This window comes from Staphylococcus simulans, from assembly GCF_047037175.1.
GTDB classification, from domain to species: Bacteria; Bacillota; Bacilli; order Staphylococcales; family Staphylococcaceae; genus Staphylococcus; species Staphylococcus simulans_C.
Genome location: NZ_CP178241.1, coordinates 1,290,658 through 1,309,305, shown reverse-complemented (window position 1 = coordinate 1,309,305; position 18,648 = coordinate 1,290,658). Strand labels below are relative to the sequence as shown.

At 37.0% G+C, this 18,648-nt stretch carries 23 protein-coding genes; 18 read left to right on the top strand and 5 right to left on the bottom strand.

Annotation, left to right across the window (positions count from 1 at the left end; translation table 11 throughout):
* Positions 1 to 5 precede the first annotated feature (5 nt).
* The 6 genes from galT (at position 6) to ACFCT9_RS06665 (ending at position 5,376) form a co-directional block, all read left to right on the top strand.
* Positions 6 to 1,499 (top strand): UDP-glucose--hexose-1-phosphate uridylyltransferase, encoded by a 1,494-nt coding sequence (galT, locus tag ACFCT9_RS06690; RefSeq protein ID WP_412517964.1) that lies wholly within the window; start codon positions 6 to 8, stop codon positions 1,497 to 1,499.
* Positions 1,500 to 1,636: 137 nt separating this feature from the next.
* Entirely contained in the window at positions 1,637 to 2,401 is a 765-nt protein-coding gene (gene modA, locus ACFCT9_RS06685) for a molybdate ABC transporter substrate-binding protein (RefSeq protein ID WP_412517962.1), read from the top strand.
* Between the two features lie 11 nt (positions 2,402 to 2,412).
* Positions 2,413 to 3,084, top strand: coding sequence for a molybdate ABC transporter permease subunit (modB, locus tag ACFCT9_RS06680; protein ID WP_412517960.1), 672 nt, complete (start codon positions 2,413 to 2,415; stop codon positions 3,082 to 3,084).
* 1 nt (position 3,085) lies between these two features.
* A complete protein-coding gene (locus ACFCT9_RS06675; protein ID WP_412517958.1) occupies positions 3,086 to 3,697 on the top strand; it encodes an ATP-binding cassette domain-containing protein in 612 nt (203 codons plus the stop codon).
* Between the two features lie 142 nt (positions 3,698 to 3,839).
* Positions 3,840 to 4,841 (top strand): ThiF family adenylyltransferase, encoded by a 1,002-nt coding sequence (locus ACFCT9_RS06670; protein WP_412517957.1) that lies wholly within the window; start codon positions 3,840 to 3,842, stop codon positions 4,839 to 4,841.
* 25 nt (positions 4,842 to 4,866) lie between these two features.
* Positions 4,867 to 5,376 (top strand): molybdenum cofactor biosynthesis protein B, encoded by a 510-nt coding sequence (locus tag ACFCT9_RS06665; RefSeq protein ID WP_412517956.1) that lies wholly within the window; start codon positions 4,867 to 4,869, stop codon positions 5,374 to 5,376.
* A 298-nt stretch (positions 5,377 to 5,674) separates the two neighbouring features.
* Here the strand turns inward: ACFCT9_RS06665 and moaC are convergent, their stop codons facing one another.
* The gene (moaC, locus tag ACFCT9_RS06660) at positions 5,675 to 6,154 is read right to left on the bottom strand and encodes a cyclic pyranopterin monophosphate synthase MoaC (RefSeq protein ID WP_412517954.1); all 480 of its coding nucleotides are present in this window, start codon (positions 6,152 to 6,154) and stop codon (positions 5,675 to 5,677) included.
* Positions 6,155 to 6,217: 63 nt separating this feature from the next.
* On the opposite strand from moaC, the gene glp reads away from it, so the two are divergent.
* From glp to moaA, 6 genes are read left to right on the top strand one after another with little or no spacing between them, the layout of a single operon-like run.
* A complete protein-coding gene (gene glp, locus ACFCT9_RS06655) occupies positions 6,218 to 7,477 on the top strand; it encodes a gephyrin-like molybdotransferase Glp (protein ID WP_412517953.1) in 1,260 nt (419 codons plus the stop codon).
* The gene (mobB, locus tag ACFCT9_RS06650) at positions 7,474 to 7,956 is read left to right on the top strand and encodes a molybdopterin-guanine dinucleotide biosynthesis protein B (RefSeq protein WP_412517951.1); all 483 of its coding nucleotides are present in this window, start codon (positions 7,474 to 7,476) and stop codon (positions 7,954 to 7,956) included. The genes glp and mobB overlap by 4 nt, the downstream gene beginning before the upstream one ends.
* On the top strand, positions 7,953 to 8,408 hold the full coding sequence (locus ACFCT9_RS06645; protein ID WP_412517950.1) for a molybdenum cofactor biosynthesis protein MoaE: 456 nt from the start codon (positions 7,953 to 7,955) through the stop codon (positions 8,406 to 8,408). Before mobB ends, ACFCT9_RS06645 begins: the two co-directional genes overlap by 4 nt.
* Positions 8,405 to 8,638, top strand: coding sequence for a molybdopterin converting factor subunit 1 (moaD, locus tag ACFCT9_RS06640; RefSeq protein ID WP_412517948.1), 234 nt, complete (start codon positions 8,405 to 8,407; stop codon positions 8,636 to 8,638). The genes ACFCT9_RS06645 and moaD overlap by 4 nt, the downstream gene beginning before the upstream one ends.
* Positions 8,639 to 8,642: 4 nt before the next feature.
* Positions 8,643 to 9,245 (top strand): molybdenum cofactor guanylyltransferase MobA, encoded by a 603-nt coding sequence (mobA, locus tag ACFCT9_RS06635; RefSeq protein WP_412521599.1) that lies wholly within the window; start codon positions 8,643 to 8,645, stop codon positions 9,243 to 9,245.
* A gap of 46 nt (positions 9,246 to 9,291) precedes the next feature.
* Positions 9,292 to 10,314: a GTP 3',8-cyclase MoaA gene (moaA, locus tag ACFCT9_RS06630; RefSeq protein WP_412521598.1), complete on the top strand. Its 1,023-nt coding sequence runs from the start codon at positions 9,292 to 9,294 to the stop codon at positions 10,312 to 10,314.
* 71 nt (positions 10,315 to 10,385) lie between these two features.
* Here moaA and ACFCT9_RS06625 read toward each other — a convergent pair whose 3' ends face one another.
* On the bottom strand, positions 10,386 to 10,730 hold the full coding sequence (locus tag ACFCT9_RS06625; protein WP_412521597.1) for a transcriptional regulator, SarA/Rot family: 345 nt from the start codon (positions 10,728 to 10,730) through the stop codon (positions 10,386 to 10,388).
* A 304-nt stretch (positions 10,731 to 11,034) separates the two neighbouring features.
* On the opposite strand from ACFCT9_RS06625, the gene ACFCT9_RS06620 reads away from it, so the two are divergent.
* The 4 genes from ACFCT9_RS06620 to ACFCT9_RS06605 are packed head-to-tail and all read left to right on the top strand — an operon-like array spanning position 11,035 to position 14,322.
* A complete protein-coding gene (locus ACFCT9_RS06620; protein ID WP_412521596.1) occupies positions 11,035 to 11,889 on the top strand; it encodes an ABC transporter ATP-binding protein in 855 nt (284 codons plus the stop codon).
* Positions 11,889 to 12,620 (top strand): ABC transporter permease, encoded by a 732-nt coding sequence (locus ACFCT9_RS06615; protein WP_412521595.1) that lies wholly within the window; start codon positions 11,889 to 11,891, stop codon positions 12,618 to 12,620. Before ACFCT9_RS06620 ends, ACFCT9_RS06615 begins: the two co-directional genes overlap by 1 nt.
* Positions 12,620 to 13,720 (top strand): sensor histidine kinase, encoded by a 1,101-nt coding sequence (locus ACFCT9_RS06610; protein WP_412521594.1) that lies wholly within the window; start codon positions 12,620 to 12,622, stop codon positions 13,718 to 13,720. Before ACFCT9_RS06615 ends, ACFCT9_RS06610 begins: the two co-directional genes overlap by 1 nt.
* A complete protein-coding gene (locus tag ACFCT9_RS06605) occupies positions 13,717 to 14,322 on the top strand; it encodes a response regulator transcription factor (RefSeq protein WP_412521593.1) in 606 nt (201 codons plus the stop codon). Before ACFCT9_RS06610 ends, ACFCT9_RS06605 begins: the two co-directional genes overlap by 4 nt.
* Before the next feature lie 34 nt (positions 14,323 to 14,356).
* Here ACFCT9_RS06605 and ACFCT9_RS06600 read toward each other — a convergent pair whose 3' ends face one another.
* Together ACFCT9_RS06600 and ACFCT9_RS06595 are read right to left on the bottom strand one after the other, a co-directional pair.
* Complete coding sequence (locus ACFCT9_RS06600) at positions 14,357 to 15,505, bottom strand: MFS transporter (RefSeq protein WP_412521630.1); 1,149 nt, start codon at positions 15,503 to 15,505, stop codon at positions 14,357 to 14,359.
* 58 nt (positions 15,506 to 15,563) lie between these two features.
* Complete coding sequence (locus ACFCT9_RS06595; protein WP_412521592.1) at positions 15,564 to 15,980, bottom strand: MarR family winged helix-turn-helix transcriptional regulator; 417 nt, start codon at positions 15,978 to 15,980, stop codon at positions 15,564 to 15,566.
* Positions 15,981 to 16,315: 335 nt separating this feature from the next.
* On the opposite strand from ACFCT9_RS06595, the gene ACFCT9_RS06590 reads away from it, so the two are divergent.
* Entirely contained in the window at positions 16,316 to 16,996 is a 681-nt protein-coding gene (locus tag ACFCT9_RS06590; RefSeq protein WP_412521591.1) for a VOC family protein, read from the top strand.
* A 3-nt stretch (positions 16,997 to 16,999) separates the two neighbouring features.
* Here the strand turns inward: ACFCT9_RS06590 and ACFCT9_RS06585 are convergent, their stop codons facing one another.
* Positions 17,000 to 17,251 carry a hypothetical protein gene (locus ACFCT9_RS06585; RefSeq protein ID WP_412521590.1) on the bottom strand — a complete coding sequence of 84 codons (252 nt, stop codon included), beginning with the start codon at positions 17,249 to 17,251 and terminating at the stop codon, positions 17,000 to 17,002.
* 119 nt (positions 17,252 to 17,370) lie between these two features.
* Between ACFCT9_RS06585 and ACFCT9_RS06580 the strand changes: the two genes are divergently transcribed.
* The gene (locus ACFCT9_RS06580) at positions 17,371 to 18,624 is read left to right on the top strand and encodes a peptidoglycan bridge formation glycyltransferase FemA/FemB family protein (protein ID WP_412521589.1); all 1,254 of its coding nucleotides are present in this window, start codon (positions 17,371 to 17,373) and stop codon (positions 18,622 to 18,624) included.
* Positions 18,625 to 18,648: the final 24 nt, after the last annotated feature.

Below are 18,648 nucleotides of genomic sequence, written 5' to 3'. Positions count from 1 at the left end.
GTCTCATGAAGCTGAATCAACAGCTGGTACAACGCTTTATTTCTTATGCAGTCACGTATGGGGATTTTGAAACAGAAGATGCGTACTATATTCAAAATTTAGTGTTAGAAATCACACAGGCAGAAGATGTTGAAACTGCAACGCAAGATCTATCAGAATTAGATACACCGAATGCGATTGCGCAGTATTGGATTCAACAAATGATTCAACATGATTTGATTGAAGATGCGGTCTATCAAAAAGAACAAGTTGAAACGAAATTACTAGATTTAATTACACCGAAACCTTCAACCATCAATCATAACTTCAGAGCGCTGTATAAAGAAAATCCAGAAAAAGCGACACAATACTTATACGATATTTGTATGCGTAATCACTATATTAAGGCAGATGCGATTGCGCAAAATATTCACTTCTATACACCGACACACTATGGTGACTTAGAAATTACCATTAATATGTCTAAACCTGAAAAAGACGCAAAAGAAATTGCGGCAGCACGCGAAGCGAAACAATCAAGTTACCCATTATGTGCGTTATGCATGGAGAATGAAGGGTACGAAGGTTCAGTTACACAAGCGGCACGTCGTAATCATCGTATTGCACGTATTTCGTTAGATGGCGAAAGCTGGGGCTTCCAATTCTCGCCTTATGCTTATTTCCCTGAACATAGTATTGTATTATCTGCACAACATGTTCCAATGGAAATTGGACGACAAACGTTTGTGAATCTGTTAGACTTCGTGAAACAATTTCCGCATTACTTTGCGGGTTCAAATGCAGACTTGCCAATCGTAGGCGGATCAATCTTATCACATAACCATTATCAAACAGGCCGACATACTTTCCCGATGGATAACGCGGCAGAATTAGAGCGCTTTAAACTCAATGGCTATGCGGAAGTCGAAGCGGTAATTTTGGATTGGCCAATGAGTGTCATTCGTTTGAAAGGGAACAATCAAGCGCAATTGATTGATGCGGCAGAACATGTCTTCAATCAATGGAATCTATATAGTGATGAAACGGTTCAAGTTAAAGCACAAAGTGAAGCAGGCGAACGTCATCATACGATTACGCCGATAGCACGTTATCGTAAGGAAACAGGTAACTATGAATTAGATCTTGTCCTTAGAGATAATCAAACATCAGAAGCGTATCCAGATGGTATTTTCCATCCGCATCCAGATGTACAACATATTAAAAAAGAGAATATCGGTTTAATTGAAGTCATGGGGACTGCGATTTTACCGGCACGTTTAAAACGAGAACTGAAAGAAGTCGAACACTATGTTTTAGGTGATACACAGCTAGATTTAGGTGTGCATCGAGCATTTGCGGATGAACTCAAAGCAGCACATCACTTCACTGAAGATAATGCAGAACAGATTGTTTTAGATGCGGTGGGACAAAAATTCAAGCGCGTTCTAGAAGATGCAGGTGTCTTTAAACGTAATCAAGAAGGATTAGAAGCATTCAAACGCTTTATTCAAACTTTATAATCATATGAAAAGGCCGATAGGATATGGGCCTTTTTCTTATGGAAACATAAAAGATAATATACAAATACAAATTGGAATTTATGTAAGTAAAGCGTATAATTTACAGTGAATAAAACATTTCAGGAGGCTCTTTAAAGATGAAATTGAAATACTTTACAGTTTTATTGTTAAGCTTCTGTTTAATCATTGCGGGATGTTCAAAGGATAAAAAATCAACTGACAGTAATCAAAAAGATAAAACATTACATGTCGCAGCGGCCGCAAGTTTAACGGATGTGACAAAAGAATTAGAAACAGCGTTTAAGAAAAAACATAGTGATGTGGACGTGACATTTAACTATGGCGGTTCAGGTGCTTTAAGACAACAAATTGAAAAAGGCGCACCTGTTGATGTCTTTATGTCAGCGAACACTAAAGATGTGAAAGCTTTAAAAGATAAAAAGAAAGCCGATAACACATATGATTATGCGAAGAATCAATTAGTTTTAATTGGTGAAAAAGGGACAGATTTGAAATCTGTGAAAGATTTAAAAGACGGACAAAAACTTGCGATTGGTGAAGTGAATTCTGTGCCTGCAGGCAAGTATGCAGAACGTTATTTAAAAGATAACGGCTTATATGATAGTGTGAAAGATCATTTAGTCTTTGCGAAAGATGTCCGCCAAGTGTTGAATTATGTAGAAAAAGGTAATGCGCAATTGGGTTATGTCTATAAAACGGATTTATATAAAAATAAAACGAACAATGATAAAGTAAAAGAAATCGAAGCGGTTAAATTAAATCAACCGATCATTTATGAAGCTGGAACTACATCTGATAATAAAGCCGCTAAAGCTTGGATAGAATTCTTGAAATCAGATGAAGCGAAACAAATCTTAAAAGATTATCAATTTGAAGTGTAGGAGGAGTGGCAATGCCTGATTTAACGCCATTTTGGATATCAATTGAAGTGGCTGTAATCAGCACAATCATTGTAACGGTACTTGGAATACTAATTTCAAGATTGTTATATCGACGACAAGGTCGGATTGTGACACTTCTTGAGAGTATTATTATTTTACCTATCGTGTTACCGCCGACTGTCATGGGGTTCTTATTATTAATTGTATTCTCACCTAAAAGTCCGGTAGGCGCATTTATGACTAACGTCTTGCATATGCCAGTCGTTTTCACAATAACGGGTGCGATTATCGCATCTGTTATTGTTAGTTTCCCTTTAATGTATCAACATACGATTCAAGGTTTCAGAGGAATCAATCATAAAATGTTGAATACTGCACGTACGATGGGGGCGAGTGAAAATAAAATATTCTTCAGACTGATTTTACCGCTGTCTAAACGCGCAATTTTGTCTGGTGTAATGATGGCCTTTGCGCGTGCGATTGGTGAATTCGGTGCGACTTTAATGGTTGCGGGTTATATTCCAAATAAAACTAATACGTTGCCGTTAGAGATTTACTTCTTAGTTGAACAAGGCAAAGAAAATCAAGCATGGCTGTGGGTCTTAGTGTTAGTTGCCTTTGCGATCACTGTCATCGGTACGATTAACTTAATGAATAAAGATCGTTATTTGGAGGTGGATTAACGTGTTGACCATCCAAATTAAATATCAATTAAAAGCACAATTATTAAACTTGAATATTCAAGATGAAGTGCCTAAAATTTATGCGATACGCGGTCCATCTGGAGTAGGGAAAACGACGATTTTAAATGTGATCGCAGGTTTGAGATTTGCGGATAGTGCGTTCATCAAAATCAATCATCGCGTTTTAACAGATACGAAGGAAGCGCACAATGTTAAAATACAAGACCGTCAAATCGGTTATTTATTCCAGGATTATCAACTCTTTCCGAATATGACAGTCTACCAAAATATCACTTTTATGGCACAACCATCTGAACATATCACACAACTGATGCATCAATTAAATATCAGTTATCTACAAAAGCAGTATCCAGCAAGATTATCGGGAGGAGAAGCACAACGTGTCGCATTGGCACGTGCTTTAAGTACAAGACCCGATTTATTATTGCTCGATGAACCGTTTTCTAGTTTAGATGATGCGACAAAAGAAGAAAGTATGCGTTTAGTCAAACGTCTCTTTGATGAGTGGCAAATTCCCATCATCTTTGTGACACATTCAAATTATGAAGCAGAACAACTGGCGGATGAAATTATTACGCTCGGTTCTATATAATGTTAAGCGCATCAGTTTTAATCCGGTCTATCTCAATTGAGGTATGACCGGATTTTCGGTGGCGTGAAATCATTTGAACAATTGTATCATGTCACTATTCGTCTTATAATAGAATCAATGCACTTAAGAAAGGAATCGAAAGATGTCAGAACGTTATTCCAGACAAATCTTGTTTAAACATATAGGCAAAGAAGGCCAAGAGAAAATTGCGCAAAAACATGCGCTGATTATCGGCATGGGTGCATTAGGGACACATATCGCAGATGGTCTCGTCAGAGCAGGCATCAAACAACTCACGATTGTCGATCGTGATTATATTGAGTTCAGCAATCTGCAACGACAAATGTTGTATACAGAACAAGATGCGATAGATGCGATGCCGAAAGTGATAGCGGCGAAAGAAAAGTTACAAGCAATAAGAAGTGATGTTATCATTGATGCGCATATCGCACAGGTGAATCCTCAGTTCCTAGAAGCACATGGGACGGATGTAGATTTAATTTTAGATGCGACAGATAATTTTGACACACGTTTATTAGTGAATGATTTTGCATATAAATATCATATACCATGGATTTATGGCGGTGTGGTACAAAGTACATATATAGAAGCCGCATTTATTCCTGGTGAAACCCCGTGTTTCAATTGTCTGATGCCGCAATTACCGGTTATTAACATGACATGCGATACAGTGGGTGTGATACAACCTGCAGTGACGATGACAACGAGTCTGCAGACACGTGATGCGTTGAAAATCTTGACAGAAACACCTTTTACGCCAAAATTGACTTATGGCGATATATGGGAAGGGACACACTATACCTTTGGTTTCAGTCGAATGTATAATGTGGACTGTCATACGTGCAGTGACCATGCGACTTATCCGCATCTTAACCACTCTGATTTACAATTTGCGACATTATGCGGCAGAGATACGGTACAATATAACAATGAAGATATTACCCAGGAAATGTTGAAAGAATATTTGGAAACGCATCATATTAAGTATCACGCGAATCCTTATATGATTCGTTTTGAATTCAACAATCATCGGATTGTCAGCTTCTCAGGCGGTCGCATGTTGATTCACGGCATGACGAAACCTGAAGATGCAATCAAATTAATGAATCAATTACTCGGTTGAGTCCAATTTACAGGAGGTTTATTAAATGAAGAATGAACATGTAAACGTTAAGTTAGATAGAACAATCAATGCGGCTGTACTCACGGTATCTGATACAAGAACAAAAGAAACAGATAAAGGCGGTCAGTTAGCGAAGTCATTACTATCAGAAATTAATGTCGAAATCACAGATGACCATTACACGATTGTCAAAGATGATAAACAAGCCATCACACAACAAGTCCAACAATGGTTGAATGAAGATGTGGATGTAATTATCACAACTGGCGGTACAGGTATTGCGCAACGTGATGTGACGATTGAAGCTGTCACACCATTGCTTACGAAAGAGATTGAGGGCTTCGGAGAGTTGTTCAGATATCTTAGTTATGTAGAAGATGTAGGAACACGTGCTTTATTATCACGTGCAGTCGGCGGTACAGTCGGTGAACAATTGATTTTCTCTTTACCAGGTTCTTCTGGTGCAGTCAAACTTGCAATCGAAAAATTAATTAAACCTGAATTGAATCATCTCATTCATGAATTAACAAAATAGAAGATAGGATAGAAGCGGTTAGATTTTACTTAAGTAGAATGTTGACCGCTTCTTATCTATATCTACTTGTACAATAAGGGAAAACACTGAAAGCGATGATGCATTTCACGTGATTCCTTAAACTTTTTCATCCATTCAGCCTATTTAACTTAAAGAGGTCGCATTATATAATAGAAATAACATGAAAAAACGGAACGATTGCCTTATGTGAGCGTTATATCACATGACAATGGTTCCGTAGTGCTGTTGTATGATTCATGTTTCCTTTGAAAACGGGTAAAACATGAGCAACAACAGTTTATGATCTGCGGTAATCTCCAGATTTTCCGCCAGATTTTGAGATAAGGTAAGTTTCACCGATGACCATGCCTTTATCAAGTGCTTTGGTCATATCGTAAACGGTTAAAGCCGTTGCTGAAGCGGCTGTGAGAGCTTCCATTTCTACGCCAGTCTTACCTGAGGTAGAAACAGTGGCTTCAATATTAAGTGTGTATGACGATGTTGTATCCCATTCAAAGGCAATATCGATACCCGTCAGTGAGAGCGGATGACACATTGGAATAATTGTAGAGGTATTCTTAGCTGCCATAATTCCCGCGATTTGGGCAGTATTCAGCACATTACCTTTCTTATTTGTATGTTCTATAATTTGCTTGTATATGGCTTCATTCACAGTAATGCTTGAATGTGCAGTCGCAATACGTTTCGTGATTTCTTTTTCTGAAACATCGACCATTTTCGCATTACCTTGAGCATTGATATGAGTAAATTCAGACATGTTATTCCTCCTCGCTTAGACATTATAGCACGAAATAAATTAGATGATAGGAGCAGATAGTTTATGCCAGTTGAAAAAAGAAATCCAATTGCGGTAAAAGAAGCAATCAAACGTGTAGTAGCACAAGCGTTTCGTACAGAAACACAACAAGTCCCTTTAAATGACAGTTTAGGTTATGTGCTGTCTGAAGATATCGTAGCTACGTATGAAATTCCACGTTTTAATAAATCACCTTACGACGGCTTTGCGTTACGAAGCGAAGATACACAAGGTGCCAGCGGAGACAACCGTATTGAATTTGAAGTGATTGATCACATCGGTGCAGGCAGCGTTTCTGATAAAACAGTCGGCCCAAATCAAGCGGTACGTATTATGACAGGTGCTGAAATTCCTGCAGGTGCGGATGCAGTTGTGATGTTAGAACAAACACGTGAAAGCGACCATTCATTTACCATTCGTAAAACCTTTGAACACAATGAAAATGTGTCATTAAAAGGTGAAGAAACAGAAGTCGGTGATGTGGTCTTAAAAGCAGGCCAACGTATCAATGCTGGCGCTATCGCAGTGCTCGCGACATTCGGCTACACAGAAGTGCCAGTACGTCGCTTGCCATCAGCTGCGATTATTGCGACAGGCAGTGAACTGTTAGATGTCGGCGATGAGTTAGAACCTGGTAAAATCCGTAATTCTAACGGACCAATGATTCAAGGTTTATTAAATCAATTCGGCTTAGACTGTGAAGTTTATAAAATCCAAGAAGATGACTTCGACAGCAGTTTAGCAGTGGTTAAAGAAGCTTTAGCAACACATGATATGGTCATCACAACAGGTGGTGTTTCTGTCGGCGACTTTGATTATCTACCAGCGATTTATAAAGCAATCGGTGCAGAAGTGCTCTTCAATAAAGTACAAATGCGCCCAGGCAGTGTGACAACAGTTGCGGTCGCAAACAATCAATTTTTATTCGGTTTATCAGGCAATCCATCTGCTTGCTATACAGGTTTTGAACTGTTCGTGAAACCTGCAGTATTAAATATGATGGGAGCGATTGAACGCTTCCCGCAAGTAGTGAAAGCAACGTTAATGGAAGACTTCAAAAAACCAAATCCATTTACACGTTTCATCCGTGCTAAAGCGACTTTAAATGGTTTACAAACAACAGTGGTTCCTTCTGGCTTCAATAAATCAGGTGCTGTTGTAGCCATTGCACATAGTAATGCGATGATTATGTTGCCGAGCGGTACACGCGGCTTTGAAAAAGGTTACACAGTAGATGTCATCTTGACTGAAACAGATACATTTGAAGAGGAATTAGCACTATGATTTTACAAATTGTGGGATATAAAAATGCGGGGAAAACGACTTTAGTAGCAGAAATCGTTAAATTTCTAAAAGCACAAGGTTATCGTGTGGTGACCATCAAACATCATGGCCATGGCACTGAAGATATTACACTGCCGAACGCAGACGTAGATCATATGAAGCACTTTGAAGCAGGTGCAGACCAAAGTATTGTGCAGGGGCACGCTTTGAGAGAGACCCTCACCCGTTCAACTGAGCAAGAATTATCCCACATTATTGAGTCAGCGGTAACGATTGACTATGATGTATTACTCGTCGAAGGTTTTAAACAAGCGGATTATGATAAAGTGATTATTTATAGAGATGAAGCGGAATTAGTTTCTTTATCTGAGCTGAGTCATGTACAATATAAGTTACCGTTTCAAAAAAATTCAGAGTTAAGTCATTTTAAATCATGGCTGTTAACTTTTATTGATAGAAAAAAGGATGAGTCAAAATGAAACAATTTGAAGTTGTGACTGAGCCGATTCAAACTGAACCGTATCGAGATTTTACCATTACACCGCATCAGGGTGCAGTAGTGGTCTTTACAGGACATGTCAGAGAATGGACGAAAGGCATTCGTACAGAACATCTTGAATATGAAGCCTATGTTCCGATGGCTGAGAAAAAATTAGCGCAAATCGGCGATGAAATCAATGAACAATGGCCGGGCACGATTGTCAGCATTGTACATCGTATCGGACCGCTGCATATTTCTGATATTGCGGTATTAATCGCAGTCTCTTCACCGCATAGAAAAGATGCGTATGCGGCAAATGAATATGCGATTGATCGTATTAAAGAAGTCGTACCGATTTGGAAGAAAGAAATATGGGAAGATGGGGCACAATGGATTGGCCATCAACGTGGCTATCACGACGATGCAGTTGAAAGGGGGCAAACAGAATGAAAGTCCTTTATTTTGCGGAGATCAAAGAAATCTTACAAAAAGGTACAGAAGAATTCGATTTAGAAAATGAAATGACAGTAGAAGCGTTCAAAAAGTACTTATTTGAAACCTATCCGGAAATCAGCGGTAAACAATTCCAAATCGCCTTGAATGAGGAATTTGTACCGAATGATGAAATGATTCAACAAAATGATGTGGTTGCGTTGATTCCACCGGTAAGTGGAGGTTAAATCAGTGAAAGCAATTATTTTAGCAGGCGGCCGTTCAGAACGCTTCGGTTCGCCTAAGGCATTTGCGATGTTGAATGGTAAGATGTTTTATCAACACATTATTGATGTCTTAAAAGCAACAAATGTCTTTAATGAAATTATCATCAGTTCTAATGCTGAATTAGCTGATCAATTTAAGGATGTTAAAGTCGTCGTAGATGATGAAGAACATCAAACGAAAGGACCGCTAGCAGGGATTTATTCAGTGATGAAACAGGATTTTGAAGCAGAGTTATTCTTTGTGGTTTCTGTAGATACACCGCTCATTACCGAAAAAGCTGTCAGTACCTTATACCAATTTATGGTAGAACATGTCATTGAAGATCAACTGGATATTGCGGGATATGAAGAAGACGGTTATCCGATTCCGACCATCGCATTTTACAGTCCGGCATGTCTGCCTGTGATTGCGCGTGCACTGGAATCAGATGATTACAGTATGAAACATGTGTATGACCAAGTGTCATCTGACTGGTTAGATGTGCATCAGGTGGATACGCAGCCGAATTGGTATGAAAACATAAATTACCAAGAAGATTTAGCCAAAGTCAGAAATCAATCGCTTTGATGAGATGTATCAAGACGATAAGAGAGAAAGAAAAGGGGGTCAAAAGATGGTAAAACAAATAACAGATAAACTAGGTCGTCCAATTCGCGACTTAAGATTATCCGTGACAGATCGCTGTAATTTCCGCTGTGATTATTGTATGCCTAAAGAAATTTTCGGCGATGACTTTGTCTTTTTACCCAAAGATGAATTATTGACTTTTAGTGAAATGGAAAGAATTGCTCGCGTATATACACGCTTAGGTGTGAAGAAGGTCCGTATTACTGGCGGGGAACCTTTAATGCGCAGAGATTTATATAAATTAATTGCGGCGCTCAATGCTATTGACGGCATAGAAGATATTGGTCTGACAACCAATGGTCTATTGTTGAAAAAACATGGTCAGAAGTTATATGATGCCGGTTTAAGACGTATCAATGTCAGTTTGGATGCGATTGATAATGAATTATTCCAATCGATTAATAACCGCAACATCAAAGCAGATACTATCCTCGAACAAATTGATTATGCCGTATCTATCGGTTTTAAAGTGAAAGTGAACGTTGTCGTTCAAAAAGGGATAAATGATGATCAAATTATTCCGATGATTCAATATTTCAAGGATAAGCATATTGTGGTGAGATTTATTGAATTTATGGATGTCGGCAATGATAATGGTTGGGATTTCAGTAAAGTCGTTACTAAAGATGAAATGCTTGCGATGGTTGAAGATGAGTTCGATATTGAAGCGGTCGAACCGAAATACTATGGTGAAGTCGCAAAATATTACCGCCATAAAGATAATGGCGCACAGTTCGGCTTAATCACAAGTGTCTCTCAATCATTTTGTTCAACTTGTACAAGAGCACGCTTATCTTCAGATGGCAAATTCTATGGTTGTTTATTTAGCACTGTTGATGGCTTTAATGTCAAAACATTTATGCGTTCAGGTAAAACAGATGATGAACTGCAAGCGAAGTTTGAAGAATTATGGAATATTCGAGATGACCGCTATTCTGATGAACGTACAGAACAAACCGTCGCAAATAGCAGACGTAAGAAAATTAATATGAACTATATCGGCGGATAAATCGCAGATATAACGAAAGTAAAAGCACGTCTTTCTCAAATTTAAAGGAAAGACGTGCTTTTTCATGGCGATTACTTTGCGAAGTTTTCAAATTCTTTGATGACAGAAGCGACGAATTGACGTTGTGAATCGTCTAATAAATAAAAGACTTGGCGTTCATCAGTCTCTGAACGTTCTTTTGCGATCAGTTCTCTTTTATAAAGCTTTCGTATCAATACATCAATTTTACTTGCATTCCATTTCATATCGTAATGGAGTGTATCCCTCAATACTTTACCCGTAATTTTATCTGTATCATTGAAACGATATAAGATAATAAATTCTTCCATGGTAAGATGGTGTTCTGCTTTTAGCCAATATTTAATTTGACTAAGTTTACATTCTGTCTCAATTAAATAGTCAATTGTCTGTGACATTGGTATTCCTCCTCTTGCCCTTTCATAGTTGTATTCCCCCAGGAATAATAATTGTTTTACTTATTATATTATATAACGAATTTCAATATAAATCTATTCTCTTTAATTTACTATAATAGTAAAAAAAGTGCGTTATCGCGGAAATTATGAACCGAAATTGAATATGTTGAAAGAAAAGTTGACTCAAGTGTTCAAACAAATATAGAAAAAATGACAAATGTCATAAGGAATCCATGACAGACGTGACTAACGTCAATGATTCAAACCAGATATTATGGAATCAACTAAGGTTAGAGGTGATTCTATGATAAAGGTAAACAATATAACCAAAACTTTTGAGAAAACGAAAGCGATAGATGGCGTTTCTTTTGAAATAAATAAAGGTGAATGTATCGCTTTAATCGGTGTGAATGGTGCAGGTAAGTCTACATTGATTGACTTGGTATTAGGCAATTTAGTCCCAGATGAAGGCAGCATTGACATGAGTCCATCTGTTCAAAATCATATCGGCGTGTTATTTCAAAAGACCATTTTTAATGAAGGGGTCAAAGTAAAAGAGCTTTACGCATTTTATGCATCTATCTATAAAAAAGCACTAGATTATAACCAATTTAAGACGTTGACTCAGTTTGATGATAAACAATTGAATCAATATGCGACAAAATTATCAGGGGGTCAGCAACGTTTATTAGATTTCATGTTGATGCTGACAGGAGAACCGCATCTCATTATTTTAGATGAACCAACTACAGCAATGGATGCGAAGACAAGACGTTATTTCTGGCAAATCATTGACGATTTGAAAGCGCGAGGGATCACGATTTTATATACTACGCATTATATAGAAGAAGTAGAGAAAGTCGCTGACCGTGTGATTGTCTTGAAACAAGGTAAGATGACAAACGATAGTTCACCATCAAAATTAAAGCACGCGAATAAAACATCGATGATTTATTTGCCTGAACAATTTGAGGCAGTTATTCAAAATCAAACACAATTAAGTTATCAAAAAGTTCAAAGTGAAATTCAAATTAAAACAGATGAAGTTCAAAAGGTTTTACAACAATTGATTGAAATAGATATCGATTTGAATGAATTAGAAATTAAGAAAAGTTCGTTAGAAGATTATGTGTTTGAAAGTGAAGAGGAGGATCTGTAATGGTATTTAAATATTTGAAATTAGAGTGGACAATAACTTTACGCCAAAAAATTTATCTTATTCTATCAGTGGGAATGCCATTAGTATTTTTCTTGATTTTCACATCGTTAGCCAAAGTGCCTCAAGCAGAAGCAAATCAAATTTATAAAGAAAGTTTGATGAGTATGACTGTCTTCAGTTTAACAAGTTATTGCTTATTAACTTTTCCTATTGAATTAGTACAAGATAAACAGAATGGATGGCAGAAAAAACTATTTGCGACACCGATGACACCAGTAAAATATTATTTAGCTAAAGTGTTTAAAATAATGAGCATGTTTTTATTTTCGATTGTGCTGATGTTTACAGTAGGCGGCATGATACGACATATACACATGTCTGTGTTTGAATGGATTGCTTCAGGTATTTTATTATGGCTTGGATCAAGTTTATTTTTGTCTATTGGATTAGTGCTTGCACAATATAAAGATGTGAAACAAGTAAGCAGTATTGGTAATTTGTTGTATATTATTTTAGCTGTCGTGGGTGGGTTATGGTTTCCGATTAGCTTGTTTCCAAAATGGCTAGCCTCTATTTCTCATTATATGCCGACGTATCGTTTGAAACAGTTAGGATTAGATATGATTCAGCATCAAACGATTAATTTAACGGCACTTGGTTTTCTTTTGGGATACTGTATACTATTTATAATTATTGCTTTAGTTATTCAAAGAAAAACGGATGTGATGTAATGTCTTATTTGTTACGTAAAATAAAGAAAAATCCAATGGGAGCCGCGAGTTTCATTTATTTAATGTTTCCTATCATCTCTTTAATGTATCTAGATGTTAAAGGGCCAAGGTTACTCGCGGTTTTAATCATTATTGGTTTTATCATAAATTATGGCATCATGATTTTTTCTGATGTCTATCAACATAAAGTTAAACGCTTGATTGTATGGCTGATTTATTTATTGGGTGTTTTCTATTTTTGTTGGGCGATGGGCAGTACGTTTATCATGTTCTTCTTTTTCGGTTCTTATGTGCTGCCATTTGTATATGAAGCGACAGTAAAGTCTCTAGAGAGTATTCTTTTTTATATCGCTGTGATTATTACAACTGGTTTTACACTTTACTTATTCCCAGCAGCTTTACCTCTTGTTATTGTCCTTGTGCTTGTCGTCATCATAACACTGTTTATTAACTTTAGATTTATTGAAAATAAAAAGGTGAAAGCACAAATAGAAGAGAAAAATCGCCATATCAATTTATTAATAGCGGAACAAGAACGTCAAAGAATCGGTCAAGATTTACATGATACACTTGGTCATGTCTTTGCGAGTTTGAGTATTAAATCGGAACTGGCAGCTAAGTTGATAGAACAACTTCCAAAGAAAGCTAAGGAAGAAATATTAGCGATTAATCAACTATCAAAAGAGACGCTAAATAAAGTAAGATCTATTGTTGAACATTTGAAATTTCAAGATTTTGAAGAAGAAGTGAAGTCTGTAGATGATTTGTTGAAGCAAGCGGACATTGCTTTTGATTTCGAAGGACAATCTACTGCCAGGACGTTAAATAAAGGACAACAGTCGATATTGGCGATGTTGTTGAGAGAAGCGGTTAATAATATCATTAAGCATGCGCATGCGACAAAAGTAACGGGAAGGTTGAAAGAAGAACATCACTTGATTGAATTGGTCATCAGTGACAATGGGATAGGTATGAGTGAATCGGAAGCTACGTTACACAGTATTAGTACCCGTGCAGCCTTATTAGATGGTACAGTAACAGTAAAGTCTGAACAGGGTGTAACACTAATCATTCAAATTCCAAGAGGTGACCAATTATGATAAAAACGGTTTTAGCTGAAGATCAAGAGATGTTGAGAAAAGCGATGGTTCAACTGATAGAGATGGATGACAATATTCAAGTGATTGCGGATATTTCAAGCGGGGCAGAAGCATGGCAAATCATTGAATCCAAGCAACCGGACATCGCAATTTTGGATATAGAGATGCCGGAATTAACAGGGCTAGAAGTGCTTAATAAAATTAAAGAGGCAAAATTAAATACAAAAGTGATTATCGTCACAACCTTTAAACGACCAGGTTACTTTGAAAGGGCGGTCGCTAATGATGTAGATGCTTATGTATTAAAAGAACGTTCTGTAGAAGAATTGATTCAAACGATGCATAACGTCATGAAGGGGCAAAAAGAATATAGTGAATCTTTGATGACGACTTATTTTCAAGAAAAGAATCCGTTGACACCGACCGAACAATTAATACTTAAAGAAATTGGTAATGGATACTCTAGTAAGGAAATTGCGCAGAAATTATACCTTTCAAATGGGACAGTGCGCAATTATACTTCAGTCATGATTGATAAGATGGAAACAGAAAATCGATTTGATGCGTGGAAAAAAGCGGTAGACAAAGGTTGGATTATATAAAAAGTGCAGACCGCGTGATCTGCACTTTTTTGATTTAAGCTTGTTCTAAATATTTTACTTTGCGGCCATGTAGGACATAGTAGAGTCCTGCAGTGATAATCGTTAAGACTGCCATGAAACCATATAGTTGTGCATAGGTAATAGATGAAGTAAAGGTACCTAACACGGAAGGGCCAAAACCGATACCAAAGTCCACGCCGATAAAGAATGTAGAAGTGGCTAGACCATATTTTTCTGGGGTTGTGACTTTGATTGCGATGGCTTGCATCAGTGATGATAAATTACCATAACCTACACCTAAAGCTGCCCCTGCAAGTAATAACATCCAGCCTGAATGTGCAAAATATAAAAGCACAAAGCTGATAAGTAAGAAGCAATAAGATGGATATACGACAACGTTTTCGTTCTTGTTATCCATTAAGCGTCCTGTAATTGGACGTGTAATTAATGATGTTAAGGCATAGAAAATAAAGAAGTAACTTGAAACGGTCACTAAGTTACGCTCTTCTGCGAAGAATTTCAAGAATGTCAAAATAGAAGAGTAAGCCACACCAGTGACTAAAATAACAATCGCAATAGGTATCGCATCTTTTGCGATAAATTGACTTAAACTGAAGCCTTTAGTAGATTTTGAATCTGTCACTTTCGTTGTTTCAAAGTTGACGTTAATTAAGAATGATAAAATCAAAGCGATAATACCTAATACTAAACATAAAGTGAAGAGGACATCGATTGAAAAACGATTGGATAATAATAAACCGAAGAATGGTCCTACTGCTGTACCGAGTACTAAGCTGAGTGAGAACATACTGATACCTTCACTTTTACGTTCAGGCGGTGTGATGTATGCGGCGATTGTACCTGTTGCAGTTGTCGCAACCGCTGTAGCTACACCGTTAATTAAACGTGTGAACATTAAGAAACCAAGTGAACCTTCAACAAAGTAAAGGGCTTGCGTGATAATGAGAAATATCAATCCAATGAGCAGGGTACGTTTTGGCCCTAATGCATTGACATATTTGCCTGTGATGAAGCGGCCGATTAAAGACCCCACAATAAACAATCCAGTCACTAGACCGGATAAACTATCAGAAACGCCATATTCGCTCTTGCTGTATCCTGCAATGACCACAATTAAAAGATACATACAAAGATAGACGAAGAAGTTGACGATGAAATTCATATTGAAACTTTTTGTCCAAATAGGTGCGTGTTGAGAATGCTCCACGCGAACTCCCTCCTTAAAATTGATTTTTAATTGCTTGAAGTGTTTGTATCGTTTGTTCGATATTTTCTTTTGACAGACCTGCATCTTCAATAATTTGTTGTTGAAGTGCTGTGACTTTGGTCATAACTTCATGATAAATTTGATTGCCTTTATCTGTCAGACCTAATAATTTCTGTCTTCTATCTTCTCCTGGTGTAACAGTCAAGAGGTCGTGTTCAAGCAACACTTTTAATAATTTACGCGTTGATGGTTTTTCGATACAACGACGTTTAGAAATTTCAACCAGTGTTGTCGGTTCGTGGAGGTAAATGTCTTTTAAAACTAAAAATTGAGCAGTATGCAGCTGATACTGATCAAGTAAAGGTTGAACGTTTTTGACATAAGGTCTATATAATTCAGTAAAGCTATTAAATAATTGATTAATTTCCATGATGTAGCTCCTTAAATTAAGATAGAGGTTGAGACCTCAGTAAACGTCACAACCTCCTGTATATACGAAATCATTTGAAATTTGTTTTGCAGGGAAATTTTAAGATTTCGCTTAAAGGTTAGCTAAGCTAACTAATTTACTTTACTATTGTAGGAAAATCTCACAGAAAAATCAAGAGATTTTTTCGAAGATAGTCTTTCAAAAGGCAATTAGATTCATAATTTGATAAGATGAAGAAAAATGAAGAGAGGATGGTCTAATTGGTTCCGTTGAAATTTGATCATATCATCCATTATATAAAGCACATTGATGAGTTTCAGTATCCAGGAGAGGTTATGAAATTATCGCCGGGCGGCTTACATAACCGTTATGGCACACACAATAAATTGGTTTACACTGACTTAGCTTATATTGAAATTATCGGTGTGAATAATGAAGAGAAATTAAAGAAAGTCATTAAATCGAATGAAGGGCGCGTTTCGTTTGTGGCGAAAATTGTCCAAGATAATTTCATTCAAGGATTTAAAGCGATGGCATTACGAACGAATGATTTAGATAAGTTGAAAGATGAATTTGAAGCAAAAGGTTTAGATGTGGTAGGTCCGATTGAAATGGGTCGTGAAAATAAAAAAGGGGAACAGACCTCTTGGCGTTTACTTTATTTGAACCAGCCTGATGCCAAATTGAAGCCGCCATTCTTTATTGAATGGAATAAACCAGAAGAAGAACGTATCGAAGCGTTAAAGGATAAGTTCCAACCGCACTTTAAAATAAAAGCCATTGAAATTCAAACAACGGACAAAACGTTAGTTGTCAATCAATGGCGTGATTGGTTCGAAATGGAAGTAGTATCAGATGAAGAAGACATTACTATCTTAAAGTTGCCAGATGAAGCAATTGAATATCGTATTCAATCCGGCCGTAAAGATAAATATGCGATTGTACTTCAAGACACAACAACGGATCAACCGTATCATATTGTGACACGTGGCGGTGCGTATCATTTCGAACCTTGATAGCTAGTAAACATAATGATAGACTGCGTTCGCAATCATAATCGCATACGATAAAGCGATGAGACCTAATATAACAGCTAACCACATATCAAGGCGTGTTTTACGCAACAAGACGAGATATACTGCACTGACTAAAGAGAAAGCAGTAAAGAAGACACGCAAGCTGAGATAGTCTATTTGAACATGGTTGACTAATGTTATACTAATCACAATGATGTTTAAAATAATCATGATAATTAAGAAGCTATTTCTCACAGTTTTCACCTCTGAATCTTTATAGTTTATAGAGTTACGTGAGGATACGACATGAAAGTCACTTAATTTCATTGTATAATAAGTAGATAGTGTAAGGAAAATAAAGGAGATTTTATTTTATGGAAAAGATGAATATCACGAACCAAGAACATGATGCATTTGTTAAATCTCATCCAAATGGTGATTTACTTCAACTCACACAATGGGCAGAAACGAAAAAGCTGACTGGTTGGTACTCTAGACGTGTTGCGGTAGGGGAAAATGGAACAATTAAAGGTGTCGGCCAATTGTTATTTAAGAAAGTACCAAAATTGCCTTATACACTTTGTTATGTGTCTAGAGGGTTCGTCGCAGATTACGATGATAAAGCAGTCATCGAAGCCCTCCTTCAATACACAAAAGAAATTGCTGAAGATGAAAAAGCTTATGCGATCAAAATAGATCCAGATGTAGAAGTGGATAAAGCAGGGGAAGCTTTAGGTAATTTAAGACAATTAGGGTTCAGACATAAAGGTTTTAAAGAAGGCTTATCTAAAGATTATATCCAACCACGTATGACAATGATTACTCCAATCGATAAATCAGATGATGAATTGATTCAAAGCTTTGAACGCCGTAACCGTTCAAAAGTACGTTTAGCATTAAAACGCGGCACAAAAGTAGAACGCGCAGGTCGCGACCAACTGAAAATTTTCGCGGATTTAATGCGTATTACAGGTGAACGTGATGGTTTCCTAACACGTGATATCAGTTATTTTGAAAACATTTATGATGCATTGCACCCGGATGGTGATGCAGAGTTATTCTTAGTGAAACTTGAACCTAAGCCTGTATTAACAGAACTTAATGGTGAAAATGCAGAAGTTGAACAGGATATTGAACGTTTGAAACAAAAGAAACAAGATAAAAAGACGTTAAATAAAATCAAAGATGCGGAAGCTAAAATCGCACGTAACCAAAAATTGATTGATCAAATGGAAGAATTGCATCAACGTCATCCTGAAGGGATTTATTTATCAGGAGCACTCTTAATGTTCTGTGGTGAAAAATCTTATTACCTCTATGGTGCATCTTCAAATGATTACCGTGATTTCTTGCCGAACCATCACATGCAGTTTGAAATGATGCGTTATGCACGTGAAAAAGGTGCGAAAACATATGACTTCGGCGGTACGGACAATGATCCGGATAAAGACTCAGAACATTATGGTTTATGGGCCTTCAAGAAAACATGGGGCACTTATTTAAGTGAGAAAATCGGTGAGTTTGATTATGTCTTAAATCAACCATTATATTATATGATTGAAAAAGCAAAACCGGCATTAACAAAAGCTAAAATTAAACTTTCTCGCAAAATTAAAGGCAGAAAATAATACAGAGTTGCAACATATTTTCAT